Annotated in this window: 17 protein-coding genes; 5 read left to right on the forward strand and 12 right to left on the reverse strand. The window is 72.7% G+C overall.

What is annotated here, in order from left to right; translation table 11 throughout:
• Genes pgi through tkt form a run of 5 tightly spaced genes read right to left on the reverse strand, consistent with a single transcriptional unit; the run spans position 1 to position 7,572 of the window.
• Entirely contained in the window at positions 1-1,641 is a 1,641-nt protein-coding gene (gene pgi / locus ACF061_RS20355) for a glucose-6-phosphate isomerase (protein WP_392268294.1), read from the reverse strand.
• Between the two features lies 1 nt (position 1,642).
• A complete protein-coding gene (opcA, locus tag ACF061_RS20360) occupies positions 1,643-2,569 on the reverse strand; it encodes a glucose-6-phosphate dehydrogenase assembly protein OpcA (RefSeq protein ID WP_392268295.1) in 927 nt (308 codons plus the stop codon).
• Complete coding sequence (zwf, locus tag ACF061_RS20365; RefSeq protein WP_392268296.1) at positions 2,566-4,311, reverse strand: glucose-6-phosphate dehydrogenase; 1,746 nt, start codon at positions 4,309-4,311, stop codon at positions 2,566-2,568. Before zwf ends, opcA begins: the two co-directional genes overlap by 4 nt.
• A complete protein-coding gene (tal, locus tag ACF061_RS20370) occupies positions 4,308-5,477 on the reverse strand; it encodes a transaldolase (protein WP_392268297.1) in 1,170 nt (389 codons plus the stop codon). Before tal ends, zwf begins: the two co-directional genes overlap by 4 nt.
• 19 nt (positions 5,478-5,496) lie before the next feature.
• A complete protein-coding gene (gene tkt, locus ACF061_RS20375) occupies positions 5,497-7,572 on the reverse strand; it encodes a transketolase (RefSeq protein ID WP_392268298.1) in 2,076 nt (691 codons plus the stop codon).
• Between the two features lie 164 nt (positions 7,573-7,736).
• Here tkt and ACF061_RS20380 point away from each other — a divergent pair, with 164 nt between their 5' ends.
• Positions 7,737-8,648 carry a helix-turn-helix domain-containing protein gene (locus tag ACF061_RS20380; protein WP_392268299.1) on the forward strand — a complete coding sequence of 304 codons (912 nt, stop codon included), beginning with the start codon at positions 7,737-7,739 and terminating at the stop codon, positions 8,646-8,648.
• Positions 8,649-8,709: 61 nt separating this feature from the next.
• Here ACF061_RS20380 and ACF061_RS20385 read toward each other — a convergent pair whose 3' ends face one another.
• The 3 genes from ACF061_RS20385 to ACF061_RS20395 all read right to left on the reverse strand — a co-directional run bounded on the left by ACF061_RS20385 (position 8,710) and on the right by ACF061_RS20395 (position 11,586).
• Entirely contained in the window at positions 8,710-10,143 is a 1,434-nt protein-coding gene (locus tag ACF061_RS20385; RefSeq protein ID WP_392268368.1) for a glycoside hydrolase family 16 protein, read from the reverse strand.
• 392 nt (positions 10,144-10,535) lie between these two features.
• A complete protein-coding gene (locus ACF061_RS20390; RefSeq protein ID WP_392268300.1) occupies positions 10,536-10,700 on the reverse strand; it encodes a hypothetical protein in 165 nt (54 codons plus the stop codon).
• 43 nt (positions 10,701-10,743) lie between these two features.
• Positions 10,744-11,586, reverse strand: coding sequence for a hypothetical protein (locus ACF061_RS20395; RefSeq protein ID WP_392268301.1), 843 nt, complete (start codon positions 11,584-11,586; stop codon positions 10,744-10,746).
• A 274-nt stretch (positions 11,587-11,860) separates the two neighbouring features.
• Here ACF061_RS20395 and ACF061_RS20400 point away from each other — a divergent pair, with 274 nt between their 5' ends.
• From ACF061_RS20400 to ACF061_RS20410, 3 genes are all read left to right on the forward strand, one after another.
• Positions 11,861-13,198, forward strand: a complete 1,338-nt coding sequence (locus tag ACF061_RS20400; RefSeq protein ID WP_392268302.1) for a 6-phospho-beta-glucosidase — start codon at positions 11,861-11,863, stop codon at positions 13,196-13,198.
• Between the two features lie 454 nt (positions 13,199-13,652).
• Complete coding sequence (locus ACF061_RS20405; protein WP_392268303.1) at positions 13,653-14,504, forward strand: metallophosphoesterase family protein; 852 nt, start codon at positions 13,653-13,655, stop codon at positions 14,502-14,504.
• Positions 14,505-14,508: 4 nt separating this feature from the next.
• Positions 14,509-15,189 carry a 4'-phosphopantetheinyl transferase gene (locus tag ACF061_RS20410; protein WP_392268304.1) on the forward strand — a complete coding sequence of 227 codons (681 nt, stop codon included), beginning with the start codon at positions 14,509-14,511 and terminating at the stop codon, positions 15,187-15,189.
• Between the two features lie 291 nt (positions 15,190-15,480).
• On the opposite strand, the gene ACF061_RS20415 is transcribed toward ACF061_RS20410, so the two are convergent.
• The 3 genes from ACF061_RS20415 to ACF061_RS20425 form a co-directional block, all read right to left on the reverse strand.
• Positions 15,481-15,708 (reverse strand): hypothetical protein, encoded by a 228-nt coding sequence (locus ACF061_RS20415; RefSeq protein ID WP_392268305.1) that lies wholly within the window; start codon positions 15,706-15,708, stop codon positions 15,481-15,483.
• Positions 15,709-15,852: 144 nt separating this feature from the next.
• On the reverse strand, positions 15,853-16,434 hold the full coding sequence (locus ACF061_RS20420; protein WP_392268369.1) for a toxin-antitoxin system, toxin component: 582 nt from the start codon (positions 16,432-16,434) through the stop codon (positions 15,853-15,855).
• A 32-nt stretch (positions 16,435-16,466) separates the two neighbouring features.
• Complete coding sequence (locus ACF061_RS20425) at positions 16,467-17,123, reverse strand: helix-turn-helix domain-containing protein (protein ID WP_392268306.1); 657 nt, start codon at positions 17,121-17,123, stop codon at positions 16,467-16,469.
• 224 nt (positions 17,124-17,347) lie between these two features.
• Here ACF061_RS20425 and ACF061_RS20430 point away from each other — a divergent pair, with 224 nt between their 5' ends.
• Complete coding sequence (locus ACF061_RS20430; RefSeq protein ID WP_392268307.1) at positions 17,348-18,019, forward strand: hypothetical protein; 672 nt, start codon at positions 17,348-17,350, stop codon at positions 18,017-18,019.
• A 306-nt stretch (positions 18,020-18,325) separates the two neighbouring features.
• Here ACF061_RS20430 and ACF061_RS20435 read toward each other — a convergent pair whose 3' ends face one another.
• On the reverse strand, positions 18,326-19,036 hold the full coding sequence (locus ACF061_RS20435) for a FadR/GntR family transcriptional regulator (RefSeq protein WP_392268370.1): 711 nt from the start codon (positions 19,034-19,036) through the stop codon (positions 18,326-18,328).
• Positions 19,037-19,466 lie beyond the last annotated feature (430 nt).

Raw genomic sequence — 19,466 nt, forward strand, 5'->3', positions numbered from 1 at the left:
TCACTTCCTGAGTGTGCGGTAGGCGGCCACGAGGGCGGCGGTGGACGGGTCGAGGCCGGGCACGTCCGCGCCCTCGGTGAGGGCGGGTTCGACGCGTTTGGCGAGGACCTTGCCGAGTTCGACGCCCCACTGGTCGAAGGAGTCGATGTTCCACACCGCGCCCTGGACGAAGACCTTGTGTTCGTACAGGGCGATGAGCTGGCCGAGGACGGAGGGGGTCAGCTCGGTCGCCAGGATGGTGGTGGTGGGGTGGTTGCCGTGGAAGGTGCGGTGGGCGACCTGTTCCTCGGGCACGCCCTCGGCGCGTACCTCGTCGGCGCTCTTGCCGAAGGCGAGGGCCTGGCCCTGGGCGAAGAGGTTGGCCATGAGCAGGTCGTGCTGGGCCTTGAGTTCGCCGCTGAGTTCGGCGACGGGGTTGGCGAAGCCGATGAGGTCGGCGGGGATGAGCTTGGTGCCCTGGTGGATGAGCTGGTAGTAGGCGTGCTGGCCGTTGGTGCCGGGGGTGCCCCAGACGACCGGGCCGGTCTGCCAGTGGACGGGTTCGCCGTCGCGCTGCACGGACTTGCCGTTGGACTCCATGTCGAGCTGCTGGAGGTAGGCGGTGAACTTCGACAGGTAGTGGCTGTAGGGCAGGACCGCGTGGGTCTGGGCGTCGAAGAAGTTGCCGTACCAGATGCCCAGCAGGCCGAGCAGGAGGGGGGCGTTGGCCTCGGCGGGGGCGTTTTGGAAGTGGTCGTCGACGATGCGGAAGCCGTCGAGCATCTCGCGGAAGCGGTCTGGGCCGATGGCGATCATCAGGGACAGGCCGATGGCGGAGTCGTAGGAGTAGCGTCCGCCGACCCAGTCCCAGAACTCGAACATGTTGTCGACGTCGATGCCGAACGCGGTGACCTTCTCGCTGTTCGTGGACAGGGCCACGAAGTGCTTGGCGACGGCCTTGTCGTCGCCGTCGAGTCCGTTCAGCAGCCAGGTCCGGGCGGAGGTGGCGTTGGTGATCGTCTCGATGGTGGTGAACGTCTTGGAGGCGACGATGAACAGGGTCTCGGCCGGGTCGAGGTCACGGGTGGCCTCGTGCAGGTCGGCGCCGTCGACGTTGGAGACGAACCGGACGGTGAGGTCGCGGTCGGTGAAGGCGCGCAGGACCTCGTAGGCCATGGCGGGGCCGAGGTCGGAGCCGCCGATGCCGATGTTGACGATATTGCGGATGCGCTTGCCGGTGTGTCCGGTCCACTGTCCGGAGCGGACCCGGTCGGCGAAGCCGGCCATCTTGTCCAGCACGGCGTGCACCTTCGGCACGACGTTCTCGCCGTCGACCTCGACCACCGCGTCCCTGGGGGCGCGCAGCGCGGTGTGCAGCACGGCCCGGTTCTCGGTGAGGTTGATCCTCTCGCCGCGGAACATGGCGTCGCGCAGTCCGAAGACGTCGGTGGCGGCGGCCAGTTCCCGCAGCAGGGCCAGGGTCTCGTCGGTGATCAGGTGCTTGGAGTAGTCGATGCGCAGATCGCCGACGCGCACCGTGTACCGCTCCGCGCGGGAGGGATCCTCGGCGAACAGCTCCCGCAGGTGCGACGTCCACTGGCCGCGGTGGTCCGCCAGGGCGGACCACTCGGGCCGCCGGTTGAGCTCGGGGGTGTCGGACATGTCAGACGGTCTCCTTGATGCCGTCGCCGCGCAGGGCGATGGCGTACATCTCGTCGGCGTCGAGGCGGCGCAGCTCCTCGGCGATCAGTTCGGAGGTGGGGCGGACCTTCAGCGCGAGGGTGCGCGACGGCTGGCCCGGCAGGGTCAGCGTGGCCAGCGGGCCCTCGGGCCGGTCGATGACGATCTCGCCGGCCTCGGTGCCGAGGCGGACGGCCGTCACGAACGGTCCGGGGCTGCCGACCCGGTCGGCCGTGACGCCCAGCCGGGCCTCCAGCCAGCGGGCCAGCAGCTCGGCGCTCGGGTTGTCCGGCTCGGCCTCCACGGCCGCCGAGGTCACCTTCACCCGGGCCTGGTCCAGTGCGGCGGCGAGCATCGAGCGCCACAGGGTGAGCCGGGTCCAGGCGAGGTCGGTGTCGCCGGGCGCGTAGTGCCGCGCCCTCGACTCCAGGACCTCCAGCGGGCGGTCGAAGGCGTACAGGTCGGTGATCCTGCGCTGGGCCAGCGCGCCCAGCGGGTCCTCGGCCAGGTTGGCCGGCGCGTCCACCGGCCACCAGACGACGACCGGCGCGTCCGGGAGCAGCAGCGGCAGGACCACGGAGTCGGCGTGGTCGGAGACCTCGCCGTAGGTGCGCAGCACCACCGTCTCGCCGGTGCCGGCCTCGGAGCCGACCCGGACCTCCGCGTCCAGCCGGGAGTGGGTGCGGTCCCGCAGCGTGCGCGCGTGCCGCTTGATCACGACCAGGGTGCGCGAGGGGTGCTCGCGCGAGGCGTCCTCGGCCGCCTTGACCGAGTCGTAGGCGTTCTCCTCGTCCGTGACGATGACCATCGTCAGGACCATGCCCACGGCGGGCGTGCCGATGGCCCTGCGGCCCTGGACCAACGCCTTGTTGATCTTGCTTGCCGTGGTGTCGGTCAGGTCGATCTTCATGGCCTGCGCCAGCTCCGTCCGTCTCGTGCGAGCATCTCGTCGGCTTCCCGCGGACCCCATGTCCCCGACCGGTACTGGGCGGGCCTGCCGTGCTCGTCCCAGTAGGCCTCGATCGGGTCGAGGATCTTCCAGGACTCTTCCACTTCCTGGTGCCGGGGGAACAGGTTGGCGTCACCGAGCAGCACGTCCAGGATGAGGCGCTCGTACGCCTCCGGGCTGGACTCGGTGAAGGACTCGCCGTAGGCGAAGTCCATCGACACGTCCCGGATCTCCATCGAGGTGCCCGGCACCTTGGAACCGAACCGGACCGTCATGCCCTCGTCCGGCTGGACCCGGATCACCACGGCGTTCTCGCCCAGCTCCTCGGTGGCCGTGGAGTCGAACGGGGAGTGCGGGGCCCGCTTGAACACCACCGCGATCTCCGTCACCCGGCGGCCCAGCCGCTTGCCGGTGCGCAGGTAGAACGGGATTCCGGCCCAGCGGCGGTTGTCGATCTCCAGTTTGACCGCCGCGAAGGTGTCGGTCTTGGAGTGCGGGTCGATCCCCTCCTCCTGGAGGTAGCCGACCACCTTGGCGCCGCCCTGCCAGCCCTCGGCGTACTGGCCGCGCACCGTGTGGGCGCCCAGGTCCTCGGGCAGCCGCACCGACTTCAGCACCTTCAGCTTCTCGGTGAGCAGCGCCTCCGCGTCGAAGGCGATCGGCTCCTCCATCGCGGTGAGCGCCATCAGCTGCAGCAGGTGGTTCTGGATGACGTCACGGGCGGCGCCGATCCCGTCGTAGTAGCCCGCGCGACCGCCGATGCCGATGTCCTCGGCCATGGTGATCTGCACGTGGTCGACGTAGGACCGGTTCCAGATCGGCTCGTACATCTGGTTGGCGAAGCGCAGCGCCAGGATGTTCTGGACGGTCTCCTTGCCCAGGTAGTGGTCGATCCGGAAGACCTGCTCCGGGTCGAACACGTCGTGCACGATCCGGTTCAGCTCGCAGGCGCTGTCCAGGTCGTGGCCGAACGGCTTCTCGATCACCGCGCGTCGCCACGAACCCTGCTGGGCCTGCGCCAGCCCGTGCTTCTTGAGCTGCTGCACGACCTTGGGGAAGAACTTCGGCGGCACCGAGAGGTAGAAGGCGAAGTTGCCGCCGGTGCCCCGGGAGGCGTCCAGCTCGTCGACGGCCTCCTTGAGCTGCTTGAAGGCGGTGTCGTCGTCGAAGTCGCCGGGGATGAACCGCATCCCCTCGGTGAGCTGCTGCCAGACCTCCTCGCGGAACGGGGTGCGGGAGTGCTCCTTGACCGCCTCGTACACCACCTGGGCGAAGTCCTGGTTCTCCCAGTCGCGCCGGGCGAACCCGACCAGGGAGAAGCCCGGCGGCAGCAGACCGCGGTTGGCGAGGTCGTAGACGGCGGGCATCAGCTTCTTGCGGGACAGGTCGCCGGTGACGCCGAAGATGACGAGCCCGGAGGGGCCCGCGATCCTGGGCAGCCGGCGGTCCCGGTCGTCGCGCAGCGGATTCGCCCATTCGGCGGCGGGAGCGACCGGGAGGCGCACGTCGGACGGCGCGGTCCCGGCCGCGGCGGCCCCGGACGGGGCATCCTTCGACGGCTTCCGTCCGGACCGCTCGGCGGGGGCCGGTGCGGTCTCGGACTGCATGGCCTTGGGGCCCGGCTCCTGCGGGCGCCCGGCGGCGTCCACCGACGGGCTCTGCGCCGCGTCCGGCGTCGCCGGTTCGGCGGGCTTCTTGCTCATTCCGCGTCAACTCCCTTGCTGTTCAGGGACTTCGTGACCGCGTCCAGCAGGTCCTGCCAGGCCGCCTCGAACTTGGCGACGCCCTCGTCCTCGAGCTGCTGCACGACCTCGTCGTAGGAGATCCCCAGCCGCTCGACCGCCGCCAGGTCGGCGCGGGCCCGCTCGTAGCCGCCGGTCACCGTGTCCCCGGTGATGTCGCCGTGGTCGGCGGTGGCGTTCAGCGTGGCCTCCGGCATGGTGTTCACCGTGCCGGGCGCGACCAGCTCGTCCACATACAGGGTGTCCTTGTAGGCCGGATCCTTCACCCCGGTCGACGCCCACAGCGGACGCTGCGCGTTCGCGCCGGCGCCCGCCAGCTCGGCGAAGCGCTCGCCGGCCGGCCGCGCGCCGTCGGCGGAGCCGAACACCTGCTCGTACGCCTCGTACGCCAGCCGTGCGTTCGCCAGCGCCGCGCGGCCCTTCAGCGCCAGGGCCTCCTCGCCGCCCAGCAGGGTCAGCCGCTTGTCGATCTCGGAGTCGACCCGGGAGACGAAGAAGGAGGCCACCGAGTGGATCAGCGACAGGTCACGGCCCGCGGCACGCGCCTTCTCCAGACCGGCGAGGTAGGCGTCCATCACCTCGCGGTAGCGCTCCAGGGAGAAGATCAGCGTCACATTGACACTGATACCCGCTCCGACGACCTCGGTGATCGCCGGCAGGCCCGCGCGGGTGGCCGGAATCTTGATCATCACGTTGGGGCGGTCCACCAGCCAGGCGAGCTGCCGCGCCTCGGCGACGGTCGCCACCGTCTCGTGCGCGAGGCGCGGGTCGACCTCGATGGAGACCCGGCCGTCCCGGCCGCCGCTCGCCTCGTACACCGGCCGCAGGACGTCGGCGGCGGCGCGCACGTCGGCGGTGGTCATCATGCGCACCGCCTCGTCGACGGTGACGCCGCGCACCGCCAGGTCGGCGAGCTGCTCCTCGTAGCCCTCGCCGGAGCCGATGGCGGCCTGGAAGATCGACGGGTTCGTGGTGACACCCACCACGTGCTTGCTCTCGAGAAGACCGGCCAGGTTGCCCGAGTCGATCCGCCGCCGCGACAGGTCGTCCAGCCAGATCGACACGCCCTGCGCGGACAGGCGCTGGAGCGCTCCGGCGGTCGCGGTTGCTTTGGTCACAGTGATCATCTTCCTTGTTGCGTTCTCATCATGCGCGCGCTGCGGCCAGCGATTCGCGGGCCGCGGCGGCGACGTTCTCGGGGGTGAAGCCGTACTCGGCGAAGAGGGTCCCGGCGTCGGCGGAGGCGCCGAAGTGTTCCAGGGAGACGATGCGTCCCGCGTCACCCACGTAGCGGTACCAGGTCAGTCCGATGCCGGCCTCGACCGCGACCCGCGCCCGCACCGAGGGCGGCAGCACGCGCTCGCGGTACTCGCGGGGCTGCTCCTCGAACCACTCCACGGACGGCATCGACACCACGCGGGTGCCGATCCCCTCGGCCTCCAGCCGTTCCCGCGCGGCCACGGCGAGCTGCACCTCGGAGCCGGTGGCGATGAGCACGACGTCCGGGGCGCCGGTGGAGGACTCCTTGAGGACGTAGCCGCCCTTGGCCGCGTCCGGGTTCGGCGCGTACGTCGGCACGCCCTGGCGGGTGAGGGCCAGACCGTGCGGGGCCGGGTTGGTGGAGTGCCGCTTGAGGATCTCCGCCCAGGCGATCGCGGTCTCGTTGGCGTCGGCCGGGCGGATCAGGTTCAGCCCAGGGATGGCGCGCAGCGAGGCCAGGTGCTCGACCGGCTGGTGGGTGGGGCCGTCCTCGCCGAGGCCGATGGAGTCGTGCGTCCACACGTACGTCACCGGGAGCTGCATCAGCGCGGACAGCCGCACCGCGTTGCGCATGTAGTCGGAGAAGACCAGGAAGGTGCCGCCGTAGACGCGGGTGTTGCCGTGCAGGGCGATGCCGTTCAGCTCCGCGGCCATGGAGAACTCGCGGATGCCGAAGTGGACGGTGCGCCCGTAGGGGTCGGCCCCCGGCAGCGGGTTGCCGACGGGCAGGAAGGACGACGTCTTGTCGATGGTGGTGTTGTTCGAGCCGGCCAGGTCGGCGGAGCCGCCCCACAGCTCGGGCAGCACCGCGCCGAGCGCCTGGAGCACCTTGCCGGATGCGGCACGGGTGGCGACCGCCTTGCCCTCCTCGAAGACCGGCACCGAGTCCTCCCAGCCCTCGGGCAGCTTCCCGGCCACGATCCGGTCGAGCAGCCCGGCGCGCTCCGGCTGGGCCCCGCGCCACTTGTCGAGCCGCTTGTCCCAGGCCGCGTGCGCCTCGGCGCCCCGGTCCAGGGCCTGCCGGGTGTGGGCGAGGACGTCCTCGTCCACCTGGAAGGACCGCTCCGGGTCGAAGCCCAGGAGGCGCTTGGTGGCGGCGATCTCGTCCTCGCCCAGCGCCGAGCCGTGCGCCGCCTCGGTGTTCCGGGCGTTCGGGGCCGGCCAGGCGATGATCGTGCGCATCGCGATGATCGAGGGGCGGCCGGTCTCGGCCTTCGCCGCCGTCAGCGCCGTGTACAGGGCGGGCACGTCGATGTCGCCGTCCCGCGTCGGCTCCACGCGCTGGGTGTGCCAGCCGTAGGCCTCGTAGCGCTTCAGCACGTCCTCGGAGAAGGCGGTGGCGGTGTCGCCCTCGATGGAGATGTGGTTGTCGTCGTAGAGGAAGACCAGGTTGCCGAGCCGCTGGTGGCCGGCGAGCGAGGAGGCCTCGGCGGAGACGCCCTCCTCCAGGTCGCCGTCGGAGACGATCGCCCAGATGGTGTGGTCGAAGGGGGACTCGCCCTCGGGCGCGTCCGGGTCGAACAGGCCGCGCTCGTAGCGGGCGGCCATCGCCATGCCCACGGCCATCGCGACACCCTGGCCGAGCGGGCCGGTCGTGGACTCCACGCCCGCGGTGTGCCCGTACTCGGGGTGCCCGGGCGTCTTCGAACCGTAGGTGCGGAACGCCTTGAGGTCGTCCAGCTCCAGTTCGTAGCCGGCCAGGTAGAGCTGCGTGTAGAGGGTGAGCGACGTGTGCCCGGGGGAGAGCACGAAACGGTCACGGCCCGTCCACTCGGGATCGGCCGGATCGTGACGCATCACCTTTTGAAAGATCGTGTACGCCGCCGGGGCCAGGCTCATCGCGGTGCCGGGGTGGCCGTTGCCCACCTTCTGCACGGCATCGGCCGCCAGCAGGCGGGCGGTGTCGACGGCACGCCGGTCGAGGTCGGTCCACTCGAAGCGGTCGGTTGTCTGCTCGCTCATCTTCAAGAAGTCCTCGGAAGAAGCGGGATTGCTGTCGGACGTGTTCGAACTTAAAAGTCTGACTTTTTCGCGGGAAGGTCTGTGTGTGTCAGCCTGTGGTGAAAATGGGACACCCCCGACGGACGAGATCGCCCGGCGGGCGATCAAGGTGGTACGGAACGGACATGGCGGACGCGATCACCCGGGGAGCGCACGGCGCCCGGGACGACGGCGGCGAGGGGATCAGGACCTTCCCCTTCCCGGTCGACCTCAGCCTCGGCGGCGTCGGGCTCCAGATCGGCCCGATGGGCAGCGAGCGCACCTGGCACGCCGAGGCTCCTCTGCATCGCGTCCACCGCATCGACTTCCACGTGGTCATGCTCTTCAGCGACGGCCCCGTACGGCACATGGTCGACTTCGCCGAGTTCGAGGCCGCGGCCGGCGACGTGCTGTGGGTCCGCCCCGGACAGGTCCATCGCTTCTCCCGCACCGACGAGTACCGCGGAACCGTGCTGACCATGCAACCCGGCTTCCTGCCCCGGGCCACGGTCGAGGCGGCCGGCCTGTACCGCTACGACCTGCCGCCCCTGCTCCACCCCGACGAGGCCCAGCGCTCGGCGCTCGAGTCGGCGCTCGCCCAGCTCCGCCGGGAGTACGAGGACACCGACACCCTCCCGCTGAGCCTGCACACCGCGGTGCTGCGCCACTCGCTCACCGCGTTCCTGCTGCGCCTCGCCCACCTCGCGGCCAGCTCGGCCGAGGCGGCCCGCCGGCAGGACGACACCACCTTCACCCTGTTCCGCGACGCGGTCGAGCAGGGGTTCACCACCAACCACAGCGTCAGCGCCTACGCCGACGCCCTCGGCTACTCCCGCCGCACCCTCGTCCGCGCGGTCCGCGCCGCCACCGGCGAGACCCCCAAGGGCTTCATCGACAAACGGGTCGTGCTGGAGGCCAAACGCCTGCTCGCCCACACCGAACTGCCGATCGGCCGGGTCGGCGTGGCCGTCGGCTTCCCCGACGCGGCCAACTTCTCCAAGTTCTTCCAGCTCCACACGGGGCAGGCGCCGGTGACGTTCCGGGCGGAGCTGCGGTGAACGCGCGGGGGCTCCACGCGAGTCGCGTGGAGCCCCCGCGCGCCCTGCCCGGGCACGGGTATCAGTGGCCGAAGTCGAACCAGTTGACGTTCACGAAGTCGGCCGGCTGGCCGCTGGTGAAGGTGAGGTAGACGTCGTGGGTGCCGGTGACCGGGGAGATGTTCGCGGGCACGGTGCGCCATGACTGCCAGCCGCCCGTGCCGGCCAGCGCGAAGCTGCCGACGGGCGCGTTGCTCCGGCTGTCCAGGCGCACCTCGACCAGCCCGCTGACGCCGGCCGCCGCCCCGCTCGCGACCCGGCCGTAGAACTGCTTGGCGGGCGTGGAGCCGAAGTCGACGCCCTTGTAGAGCGCCCAGTCGCCGTTGGCGATCGCCCCGATGTCCCGCCCGCCGCCGCTGTCGGTGGTCGACTCGGTGATCACACCGCTCTGGCCGTCGTAGGACTCGGCCTGCACGGGGCCGTAGGCGTCGCGGCCGCCGGTCGGCGGGGGAGTGGTGCCGCCGCCGCTGCCGGCGGAGCGGAGCACCTGCACATAGTCCACCACCATCGGGTGGCCGGGCTCGGTGCCGCTGTCCGGACCGCCGCCGAACGCGCCGGGGAAGCCGCCGCCCATGGCCACGTTCAGGATGACGAAGTAACCGTGGTTCGTGGCGTTGGCCCAGGTCGTGGCGTCGACCTGACTGGCCCTGACCGTGTGGAAATTGACGCCGTCGAGGTAGAAGCGGATCTCCTCGGGGCTGGTGGACCTGTCCCACTCCATCGCGTAGGTGTGGAACCCGGCCTGGCAGGTGGCTCCGGCACAGGGGGTCGTACCGCCGATGCCGGAGGTCTCGTTGCAGGGGCCGCCCGGGTTGGTGCCGCAGTGCATCGTGGCCCAGTCGGTGTTGAGGCCCTGCACGTTCTCCATGACGTCCAGCTCGCCGACGGCCGGCCAGTTCTGGTAGTTGCCCCGGTAGGGCGAGCCCAGCATCCAGAAGGCGGGCCAGTAGCCCTTCGCCGCGGCGCCGGTGACGTTCGGGAGCTGGATCCGCGCCTGCACGCGCAGTTTGCCGCCCGCCGGGGGCTGGAAGTCGGTGCGGGTGGTCTCGATCCGGCCCGAGGTCCAGTGACCGGAGGCGTCCCGGCGCGGGGTGATGAGCAGGTCGCCGTTGCCGTCGAGCGAGACGTTGCCGGTGGCGGAGGTCATCGTCTCGACCTCACCGGTGCCCCAGTTGGCGGCCCCGCCCGGATACGACGTGCCCGTGTCGTACTGCCAGTTCGCCGTGTTGACGCCGGATCCGGCGGCGCCGTTGAAGTCGTCGAGGAAGACCTGGGTCCAGCCGGACGGGGGAGCGGGCGCGGAGGCGTTCGCGGACGGCGTCGCGACGGTCGCGGCCGCCGCCGCCAGACCGAGCGTGCCGAGCACCGCGACGAGTGCCCGCCGCACGGAACGCCGTCCGTGCCGAGCGCCGACGGATCTGCCCGCGGGCGGGCCGGAGGGCACGTCGGAGGACATGCCGAGGGGTATGCCGGAGGGTTCGCTCATGGGGGGTGCCTCTCGGGTACGGAGCGGTGGGGAGGGGTGGGAGGGGTGTGGGGGGTTCCGGAGGCCCTGGGGTTCCGGGGCTTCCGGGGTTCCGAGGAGAACTGTGAGAGCGCTCTCAAGCGGTGGGTGCGCCTGAGAATGTGCTCCCGGCCGCCCGGGTCGTCAAGACTTGAAGCGAGGAAAGTGCTTGGCCCGTACGCGAGTTCAGCTGATGAAGCCGGAGAAATCCGAGTTGTCCCGGCGGTGGAGGGAGGGGAACGGAGGGACCCGGCCGGTCATGCGCGGTCTGCCGCCCGCGTGGGGGAGGGGCTGGGGCGGGGCGGGCCTCTTACCCGGCCGCCGCGTGGCCGCGGCGTGGTCCGTCAGGCCGGGCGGCGCCGTCGCGGTGGGCCGATCAGCGAGGGTCCCGTTGCGACGGCGACGGCGACGGCGACGGCGACGGTGATGGCGGCGGCGGCGATGGCGGTGGGCGGGGCGGTGGGGCGCCGGTCCGTGGTCGTGGTCCGGCGCCCGGTGTCCGCTTCCACCGCCGTCCGCTTCCGTCCGCGTGCGGCGGAAGCCGTCGTGGTCCTACCGCTGCCGGTACGAGTAGACGGTCGTCGTGACCTCGCACACGCCCGGTGCGACGACCTCGGCGCGCAGCGTGCCGCGTGCCGCGTCGTAGTCCACGCCCTCCGCCTCGAACGTCCCGGAGCACACGCTGCGCTGGGGCAGCGCGAACAGGCTGGACACGTGCCCGGCGACCGGGCCGCCGTCCAGCTTGTGGGCCAGGTCCACCTGGAGCAGCGGCCGGTCCTCGGGGAAGAGCGCCTTCGAGCCGTCGTTCGACGCGCACAGCAGCCGGGTGTCGTCGACGAAGTCGCAGCCCTGGATGTCGCGCACGGGCTTGTCCAGGGTGATCTGGGGTGCCTGCGGCAGTGAGCCGCCGGTGGGCGGGGTGGCCGGGTTGAGCAGCGGAGCGGGGAAGACCTGGAGCCGGTTCTGGTCGCCCCACTCGCCCGACACCAGCCATTGGGCGTCCGGTGAGACGGCGGCGAAGGAGTTGTTCACCTTCTCGCCCGCGTCGAGCGGGTGGACGTACTCGTAGCGCTTCCCGTCCGGGGTGGTCACCGCGAACATCTTGGACGTCGCCGTGTCCGCGCCCTGGTACGCGTCGAAGACGTGACCCCGCGCGATGTCCGGGTCGCCTATGTGGTTCCAGCCCTTGACCCGCAGGCTCAGCGGGATCGAGGCGAGCCCCCGGTGCAACAGCGAGCCGTCCGCGCGGCTGGCGAGCCCCTGCCCACCGGTCAGCGAGTCGGTGTACGCGGTGCCGGACTCCTGCCAGAGCGGGCCGGCGGCCGCGGCGGAGGTGGCCGCGCCGAGGGTGACCGCCGCCGACAGAGCGGCCAGGACGAACAGTTGACGTCTCATCAGTACCTGCCGTGTCCACGAGGAGAGGATGGGTTCGCATCGAACCACGCGCGCGGCCGCCGGGGCACGGCTTTGCGGCGGGCGGTCCGGACCGGTCACCGGGGCCGCTCGTTCGGATCCCGCCGGCTCGAAGCGTCCGGGCACCGGCCCGCGTCGTTCCCCCGGAGTCCCGCCGTTCCGCGAGCGGTTCGCGGGCCGTGACACCGGCGACGAGTAGGGTTCGTGGCGAGCCGGCGACGGCCGGCGCAGCAGGCGTGGCGGGAAGGGTGCGAGGGTGAGGCTGACCATTCTGGGCGGCGGCGGATTCCGGGTGCCGTTGGTGTACGGGGCGCTGCTGGGCGACCGCGCCGAGGGCCGGGTCACCGAGGTCGTGCTGCACGACCTCGACACCGGACGGCTGTCCGCGGTGACCCGAGTGCTGGCCGAGCAGGCCGCCGGGGTGCCCGACGCTCCGGCGGTGCGGGCGACCACCGATCTCGACGAGGCGCTGAGCGGCGCCGACTTCGTCTTCTCCGCGATCCGGGTGGGCGGTCTGGAGGGGCGGGCGAACGACGAGCGGGTGGCCCTGGAGGAAGGGGTGCTCGGCCAGGAGACCGTCGGCGCGGGCGGCATCGCCTACGGTCTGCGCACGGTGCCCGTCGCGGTCGACATCGCCCGGCGGGTGGCCCGTCTCGCGCCCGACGCCTGGCTGATCAACTTCACCAACCCGGCCGGACTGGTCACCGAGGCCATGTCCCGCCACCTCGGCGACCGGGTCATCGGCATCTGCGACTCGCCGGTCGGCCTGGGCCGCCGCATCGCCCGCGTGCTCGGCGCCGACCCTCGGGAGGCGTGGATCGACTACGTCGGGCTCAACCACCTCGGCTGGGTGCGCGGCCTGCGGGTGGCCGGACGCGACCAACTGCCGCGCCTGCTGGACGACCCCGAACTGCTCGGGTCCTTCGAGGAGGGCAGGCTCTTCGGCGCCGAGTGGCTGCGGTCGCTCGGCGCGGTGCCCAACGAGTACCTGCACTACTACTACTTCAACCGCGAGGCCGTACACGCCTACCAGCGGGCCGAGAAGACCAGGGGCGCCTTCCTGCGCGACCAGCAGGCGCGGTTCTACGAGGAGTTGCGCGACCCGGACGCTCCGGCGCTCGCGGCCTGGATGCGCACCCGCGCCGAGCGGGAGGCCACCTACATGGCGGAGAACCGCGAGGCGGCCGGGGCGGGGGAGCGGGAGGCCGACGACCTCTCGGGCGGCTACGAGAAGGTGGCCCTCGCCCTGATGCGGGCCATCGCCCGCGACGAGCGCGCGACGCTGATCCTCAACGTCCGCAACCGCGGCACCCTTTCGGCCCTGGACGCCGACGCCGTCATCGAGGTCCCCTGCCTGGTCGACGCGGGCGGCGCACACCCCTTCTCGGTCGACCCGCTGCCCGGCCACGCCACCGGACTGGTCTGCGCGGTCAAGGCGGTCGAGCGCGAGGTGCTCGCCGCGGCCGAGTCGGGCTCCCGCGCGACGGCCGTGAAGGCCTTCGCGCTGCACCCGCTGGTCGACTCGGTGAACGTGGCCCGCAGGCTGGTCGAGGGGTACACCCGGGTCCACCCCGGTCTGGCGTACCTCGGCTGAACGCCGAGGGAGAACACACCGGGGCGGCCGGCCGCTCCCCCGTACAGCGGCCGACCGCCCCGTCCCCCGTGCTCCCCCGTCCCCCGTGATCCCCCGTGATCCCCCGTGATCCCCCGTGATCCCCGCTTCCCCACCCTTGAGAGTCGGGGGCGGCCGCCCTGATACACCCCTGACGGAAAAAATCTCGGGGAAGGATTCCGCGGTGGGGAGTCCGACCGGCCGACCGCTGACCGGCTGACCGCTGACCGGCTGACCGCCGTCTGGTCGACCGCCGGGCGCCGACCGGCCTGCCACGCCCGTGGGTCGGCCTGTCGCGGGTCCCTCGGCCGGGTGAGGCACGGCGCGCGGATTCGGCCACGCGGCCGGAACGGTGGCCCGGGAACCCCCTTGTCCGGATGCGCGCGGCTGTGTTCTTGTGGTGCCCGACCGGTGTGGTACGGACAGAGGGAGAGCGGTGACGGGGACAGCGGGCGGGGGCGGGCGGCTGCTGGCCGTCAGCGACCTGCACATCGGCTACCGCGAGAACCGGGCGCTGGTCGAGGGCATGGAACCCGGGTCGGACGACGACTGGCTGATCGTGGCCGGGGACGTCGCCGAGACCGTGGCCGACATCCGCTGGGCGCTGAAGACGCTGGCGGGCCGCTTCCGCAAGGTCGTCTGGGCGCCCGGCAACCACGAACTGTGGACCCATCCGCGGGACACCGTCGAACTGCGCGGGGTCGCCCGGTACGAGCACCTGGTCGACCTCTGCCGCGAACTGGACGTGGTGACGCCCGAGGACCCCTACCCGGTCTGGGACGGCCCCGGCGGCCCGGTCGCCGTGGCGCCGCTGTTCCTGCTGTACGACTACTCGTTCCTGCCGGCCGGCTGCGCCACCAAGGAGGAGGGGCTGGCCTACGCGCACGGCACCGGAATCGTCTGCAACGACGAGCACCTGCTGCACCCCGACCCGTACCCGACCCGCGAGGCGTGGTGCCGGGCCCGGGTCGCCGAGACCGAGCGCAGACTCGCCGAACTGCCCGGTGACCTGCCCACCGTGCTCGTCAACCACTACCCGCTGGACCGGCACCCCATGGACGTGCTGTGGTACCCCGAGTTCGCGATGTGGTGCGGCACCCGGCTGACCGCCGACTGGCACCGCAGGTTCCGCGTGGCCGCCATGGTCTACGGACACCTCCACATCCCCCGGACCACCTGGCACGAGGGGGTCCGCTTCGAGGAGGTCTCGGTGGGATACCCCCGCGAGTGGCGCAAACGCCCGGGACCTCCGGGCCGGCTGCGCCGGATCCTGCCCACGGAGGACTGAACCGGTGATCGATGAGCTGCTCCCGGACTCGGTGGTGGCCGTGGAGGCGTACGGCGAGGAAGCGCGCCGCCTCGCCCCGCTGTACCCCGAGGAACTGGCCTGCGTGGCGCGTGCGGTGGACAAGCGCCGCCGTGAGTTCGCCGCCGTACGGGCCTGTGCCCGCCGCGCCATGGAGAAGCTCGGCGTCCAGCCGCAGGCCGTCGTCCCCGGTGAGCGGGGGGCCCCGCGCTGGCCGGAGGGCCTGATCGGCAGCATGACCCACTGCGACGGCTACTGCGCCGCGGCTCTGGTCCGGGCCGGTGACCTGGCCTCCCTCGGTGTCGACGCCGAACCGCACGGCCCCCTTCCGGACGGGGTGCTGCCCAGCGTCGCCCTGCCCGACGAGGCCCGGCGCCTGGCGAACCTGACGGCGCTCCACCCCGAAGTCCACTGGGACCGGCTGCTGTTCAGCGCCAAGGAGTCCGTGTACAAGGCGTGGTTCCCGCTGACCGGGAAGTGGCTCGACTTCAAGGAGGCGGACATCGAGGTGCACACGGACCCCGGCACGTCCCGGCTCGGTGGGTTCCGCGCCGCGCTGCTCGTGCCCGGGCCCGTGGTCGGCGGCCGCCGTCTCAGCGGCTTCGAGGGCCGCTGGACCGTCACCGGAAGCCATGTCGCCACCGCGGTGACCGTCCCGCACGCCTGACCCGGCCTGCCGGCCGCCGGGCCCGCCCGGCACGGGGCGGCGCACGGCGCGGCACCCCGTCCCCGCCTGGTCCCGGCCCACGCCCCCCTGCTCAGGTCCGCGGCTCCGGAGGGCAAGTGGAGCGGACGCGCGGACTCGGAGGGAACGTGGGGCAGACACGCGGCCTCGGACGGGACGCCGGGCGGGCGCGCGGCCCCGGGCCGGTTACCCAGGTCGGACCCCCCGCGCCGGATAGCCAGGTCGGACACCCCGCGCCGGATGCCCCGGCCCGGCGGGCCGGGCTCCAGGGGCTCAGGGCTCCGTGCACCAGTTGCCGAGGAGGTCGAAGAAGGCCGCCTCGTTGCCCGCGAGACCGGCCCGGGTCAGGGCCAGTTCCGCCTCGGCGAGGACGGAGGGCGGGACGAGCGGTGGCCGGCCGGCGGTCGCCGGGCCGTCGAAGGTGGCGCGCACGGTGTGCAGCAACCGCAGGTAGGCCTGGACGGCGGTGCGCTCGTGGTCGGTCAGTACGGCGGTCGGCATGGTCGCTCTCCCCGGTTTCGGCGTCACGCGGTCACGCGCCCGGTTGCCCGTACGGCGCGGTCCCCCCAGCTTGCCGCCCACCACTGACAATGCCCCCGCCGTCCGTTCCGGTTCGCCCGCTCGGCGGAGCGGAAAACGCCGCCTCTACGGCCGGTTCCGGGGCAGCGGGTCCGCTTCCGCTTCCGCTTCCACCCGCCGGCCCAGGTAGCCCAGCGACGCCTCGATCCGCCCGGCCAGGTGATCGCGCTGCACCGGTCCGCGCAGCGACGAACCGGCCAGCCAGGTACGGCACTTGCTGGCGAGCAGCAGGCCGAAGCTCTCCGCTTCCTCCTCCTCGGCCACGTCGAAGCGGCTGCGCGCGGCCGCGCTGCGGACGGCCGCGAGGAGACCGGCGCGGTCGGCGCGGTCGTCCAGCAGGCGCGCGGCGACGGCGACCCCGTCGACGTGGTGGCGCCCGTGCCCCGCCCGCATGTGCCACAGCTCGTGGCCCAGGATCACCAACTGGTGGTCGGGAGCGGTGCGTTCCTCGACGAGCACCAGGTCCTGGTCGGCCATGTCGAGCCACAGCCCGCTCGCGGTCCCGGGCGGGAAGGCGGCCGTACGGAACCGCACCGGCCGTTCGCGCCGCCTGCTCATCGCGTCGCACAGCGCGGCGTACAGATCGTCCGGCCGGGCCGGCGCCGTCAGGTTCAGCTCGCCGACCAGCGCGCCGCACAGCCGGCGCATGTCCCGCCCGATGCCCACGCCCCTGCGCAGCATCACGACTCGGGCCGCTTGACGCTCTCCAGAAGCATGTCCAGCCACTCCGCGACCTTGTCGCGGTGCTGGTCGGTGGGCAGTTGCGCGGCCCGCCAGGCGATCCCGCGCACCCCGTGGTCCTGCAGCAGCCGCTCCAGCGGGTCGTCGGCGGCCGCGGCGGCCTCGCGCTCGGAGTCCGCGAGCCGTTGGAGCAGTTCCTGCTCGGTGCGTTGCAGGGCGCCGGCGAGCGCCTCGGGGTCCTCGGCGGTGAGGAAGCCGGCGTGCACGCGGAAGAACCGCTGGATGGCGTCGCAGTGCTCCATGGTGGGGCGCCGGTCGCCGTTGATGAGGGCCCCGGCCTGCTGCCGCGACATGCCCGCGCCGTCGGCTATCTCCTGCTGGGTGTAGCGCCGTCTGTTGGGCTTGAGCCGGGTACGGCGCAGCAGGTCCAGCCGTTGCAGGAAGCGGGCCTGCACATCCGGTTCGCCCGCCGGCCGGCCGCTCAGCAACGCCCTGATCACGGGCTCCGGCACGCCACAGGCCACCGACAGGCGGCCGACGTCGAAGACCTCCGACTGGGGAACGCCCAGCCGGTCGGCGAGCGTGCTGACACGTGCGACGACCGCCGACAGCACAGCCGAAGCCACGGTACCCGGATCCTCGATGCCATCCGTCACCGACAGATCTCCTACGTCTCTCACAGAGTTCTCACAGGGCGGGGTGCCGTGAACTTCCCGGAGAGTAGCCCGTCGCTCGAACTCACATCCAGGTCTCGCCACAACTGTGGCTAATTCCAGCCGTCAACCGGCATGAAATGCCACGATAGTTGACACAGTCGCGTCCGAACAGCAGGATCAAGGCGCCGCGTGAAGGCCGCAGAGGCAAGAGGGGTGACCTCCCGATGGCATTTCAGGCAGGAGGGCAGCGGCCGGCGCCGCGGCCCGTTCCCGTCAGTCCCGAGGCGCAGGCCTATCTACAGGACTACGCCGTCTTTCTGGAGGCCGTCTCCTTTCCCTCTCTCGTCATCGACCACCGCTGGGACGTCGTCCTGACCAACGGCGCCTACACCTCGCTCTTCCAGGGCGTCGGTCAGTATCCGACCGCCATGCCCGAGGAGAACTTCCTGCGTTTCGTCCTGTTCCACCCGGACGCCGGCACCGTCCTCGGCGACCACGAGACCCGCTGGTGCCTGCCGATGCTGGCGCAGTTCTCGGTGACCGTGGAACGCATGGGCCACGACCACGGCGTGCAGGCCATCCGCCGGGACATCGCCCAGGACCCGATCATGGACGCCGCCTTCCGGCAGGGGCTGCCGCACTGGATCCGCGCCGTCGGCCCGTCGGCCACCATCTCCGACGGCGCCGTCCGCCCGCTGCTCCACCCCGATCCGCGCTGGGGCGCCACCGACTGCCGGGTCATCGAGGAGACCCCGGCCACCCTGCGGGACCTGGGCTACACCCGGCTCACCCTGGTCCTGAGGGAGCCGCCCCGCCCCGCTCGCCCCCGGCACCGGCCGCGCCGCGCCCGCCGCCCGGCCGGCCACCTCAGCGTGGTGCCCGCGCGCGAGGCCTGACGCCCCGGCACCGTCGGCGTTCAGGTCGCCGACGGCGCCGGGTCCCCCCGCTCACGGCCCGGCCGGGACCGGGACCAGCGGCACGCCCGCGCGCGGAGCCGGCCGCGACCCGCCGGACGTGACGGCGCCCGCCTCGCGCAGCGCCGACGCGAAGCCCTTGCCCTGGTGAGGGATCAGGCCGAAGGAGCCGGACCGGTCGAGGCGGCGACCCGGCCGAGGGCGTTCACCAGAGGCACGCGGGCGGTGCTCCGCCTCGCGGCGCACCGTACGCCGCTCCGTGACGGGCAAACGCTGCCTGCCGCCGCACTAGAGAGTCAGCCGCAGGGCCACGAGCCGCGCCGCCGACTCCTCGACGCACCGCTCGGCCAGCGAACGGGCCGATTCGGCCGTCCCGTCCCGCACGGCGCGGACGACGGCGCGCTGCCGCTCCGCGACTTCCTCGCGGTACTCGTCGTCCCCCAGCACGAGACACAGCAGCGCGCCGACCTCGGTCTGGAGCGCGACCTGCTCCCGGGCGAGCCGGGCGGACCGCGCCGCCGCCGCGAGCTCCACGTGGAACCGGCCATGGACCCGGCCGCGCGCGGCGGCCTCCGCGGCCCCCGCCAACTCCTCGACCGAGCGCCGCAGGTCAGCGAGGTCCGCCGGCTCCGTACGGCCGGCCGCGAGCCGGGCCGCGGCGCCCGACAGCGCGGCCCAGTGATCGCCGAGGTCGCGCAGCTCCTGGCTGCTCCAGCCGCGCAGCCGGCTCAACAGCCGCTCCACGCCAGGTGGTTCGGGCACGGCGACGAAACTGCCCCCGCCGCGTCCGCGCCGGGTGGTGACCAGCCCCTGCTGCCGCAGCACCGTCAGCGCCTCCCGCAGGGTCACCGTGGACACGCCCAACTGCCCGGCCAGCCGGCTCTCGCCGGGCAACTGCTCTCCGTCGGCGAGCAGGCCGAGCTCTATGGCGTCGCCGATCCGGCGGACGACCGCCTCCACCCGGGCCCGGCTCTCCACCGGCGCGAAGACCGCCCCCAGCGCACCGGACCGACGCGGTTCGGCCCCCTCCCCGCCGGCGCCGCCCGCACCGCGCGCGCCGCCCTCCCCGCCGGCGCCGCCCGCACCGCGCGCGCCGCCCTCCCCGCCGGCGCCGCCCGCACCGCCCGCACCGCGCGCGCCGCCCGCACCGCGCGCGCCGCCCCCGCCGTACACCCCGAGTGAGCCGCGCGTCCTGACCGCGCCGCCCGCGTCACCCGCGCCGCCCGCGTCACCCGCGCCGCCCGTGCCCCCGCTCCCGCCCGTCATGACGGCCGGGCCCCCATGACGTCCGTTCCGCCGATGACGTCCGTACCGTCCGCTCCGGCGGTGCAGCGGGCGCCCGAGCCCCCGGCCCCGCTCCCGACGTGTCGCTGCCTCACGGCCACCACCCTGCCCGACCGGCCCGGGCATCGCCCGCAGGCGGTCTTGA

It is taken from the genome of Streptomyces sp. NPDC015220 (assembly GCF_043079345.1).
Classification (GTDB): Bacteria; Actinomycetota; Actinomycetes; order Streptomycetales; family Streptomycetaceae; genus Streptomyces.

What these genes read in the sequence shown, in the direction of transcription:
- ACF061_RS20380 (WP_392268299.1), top strand. Translation starts at nt 7,737, where the DNA reads ATGGCGGACGCGATCACCCGGGGAGCGCACGGCGCCCGGGACGACGGC.
- ACF061_RS20395 (WP_392268301.1), bottom strand. Translation starts at nt 11,586, where the DNA reads ATGAGACGTCAACTGTTCGTCCTGGCCGCTCTGTCGGCGGCGGTCACC.
- tkt (WP_392268298.1), bottom strand. Translation starts at nt 7,572, where the DNA reads ATGAGCGAGCAGACAACCGACCGCTTCGAGTGGACCGACCTCGACCGG.
- zwf (WP_392268296.1), bottom strand. Translation starts at nt 4,311, where the DNA reads ATGAGCAAGAAGCCCGCCGAACCGGCGACGCCGGACGCGGCGCAGAGC.
- ACF061_RS20385 (WP_392268368.1), bottom strand. Translation starts at nt 10,143, where the DNA reads ATGTCCTCCGACGTGCCCTCCGGCCCGCCCGCGGGCAGATCCGTCGGC.
- pgi (WP_392268294.1), bottom strand. Translation starts at nt 1,641, where the DNA reads ATGTCCGACACCCCCGAGCTCAACCGGCGGCCCGAGTGGTCCGCCCTG.
- ACF061_RS20420 (WP_392268369.1), bottom strand. Translation starts at nt 16,434, where the DNA reads ATGCGCCGGCTGTGCGGCGCGCTGGTCGGCGAGCTGAACCTGACGGCG.
- opcA (WP_392268295.1), bottom strand. Translation starts at nt 2,569, where the DNA reads ATGAAGATCGACCTGACCGACACCACGGCAAGCAAGATCAACAAGGCG.
- ACF061_RS20430 (WP_392268307.1), top strand. Translation starts at nt 17,348, where the DNA reads ATGGCATTTCAGGCAGGAGGGCAGCGGCCGGCGCCGCGGCCCGTTCCC.
- tal (WP_392268297.1), bottom strand. Translation starts at nt 5,477, where the DNA reads ATGATCACTGTGACCAAAGCAACCGCGACCGCCGGAGCGCTCCAGCGC.
- ACF061_RS20415 (WP_392268305.1), bottom strand. Translation starts at nt 15,708, where the DNA reads ATGCCGACCGCCGTACTGACCGACCACGAGCGCACCGCCGTCCAGGCC.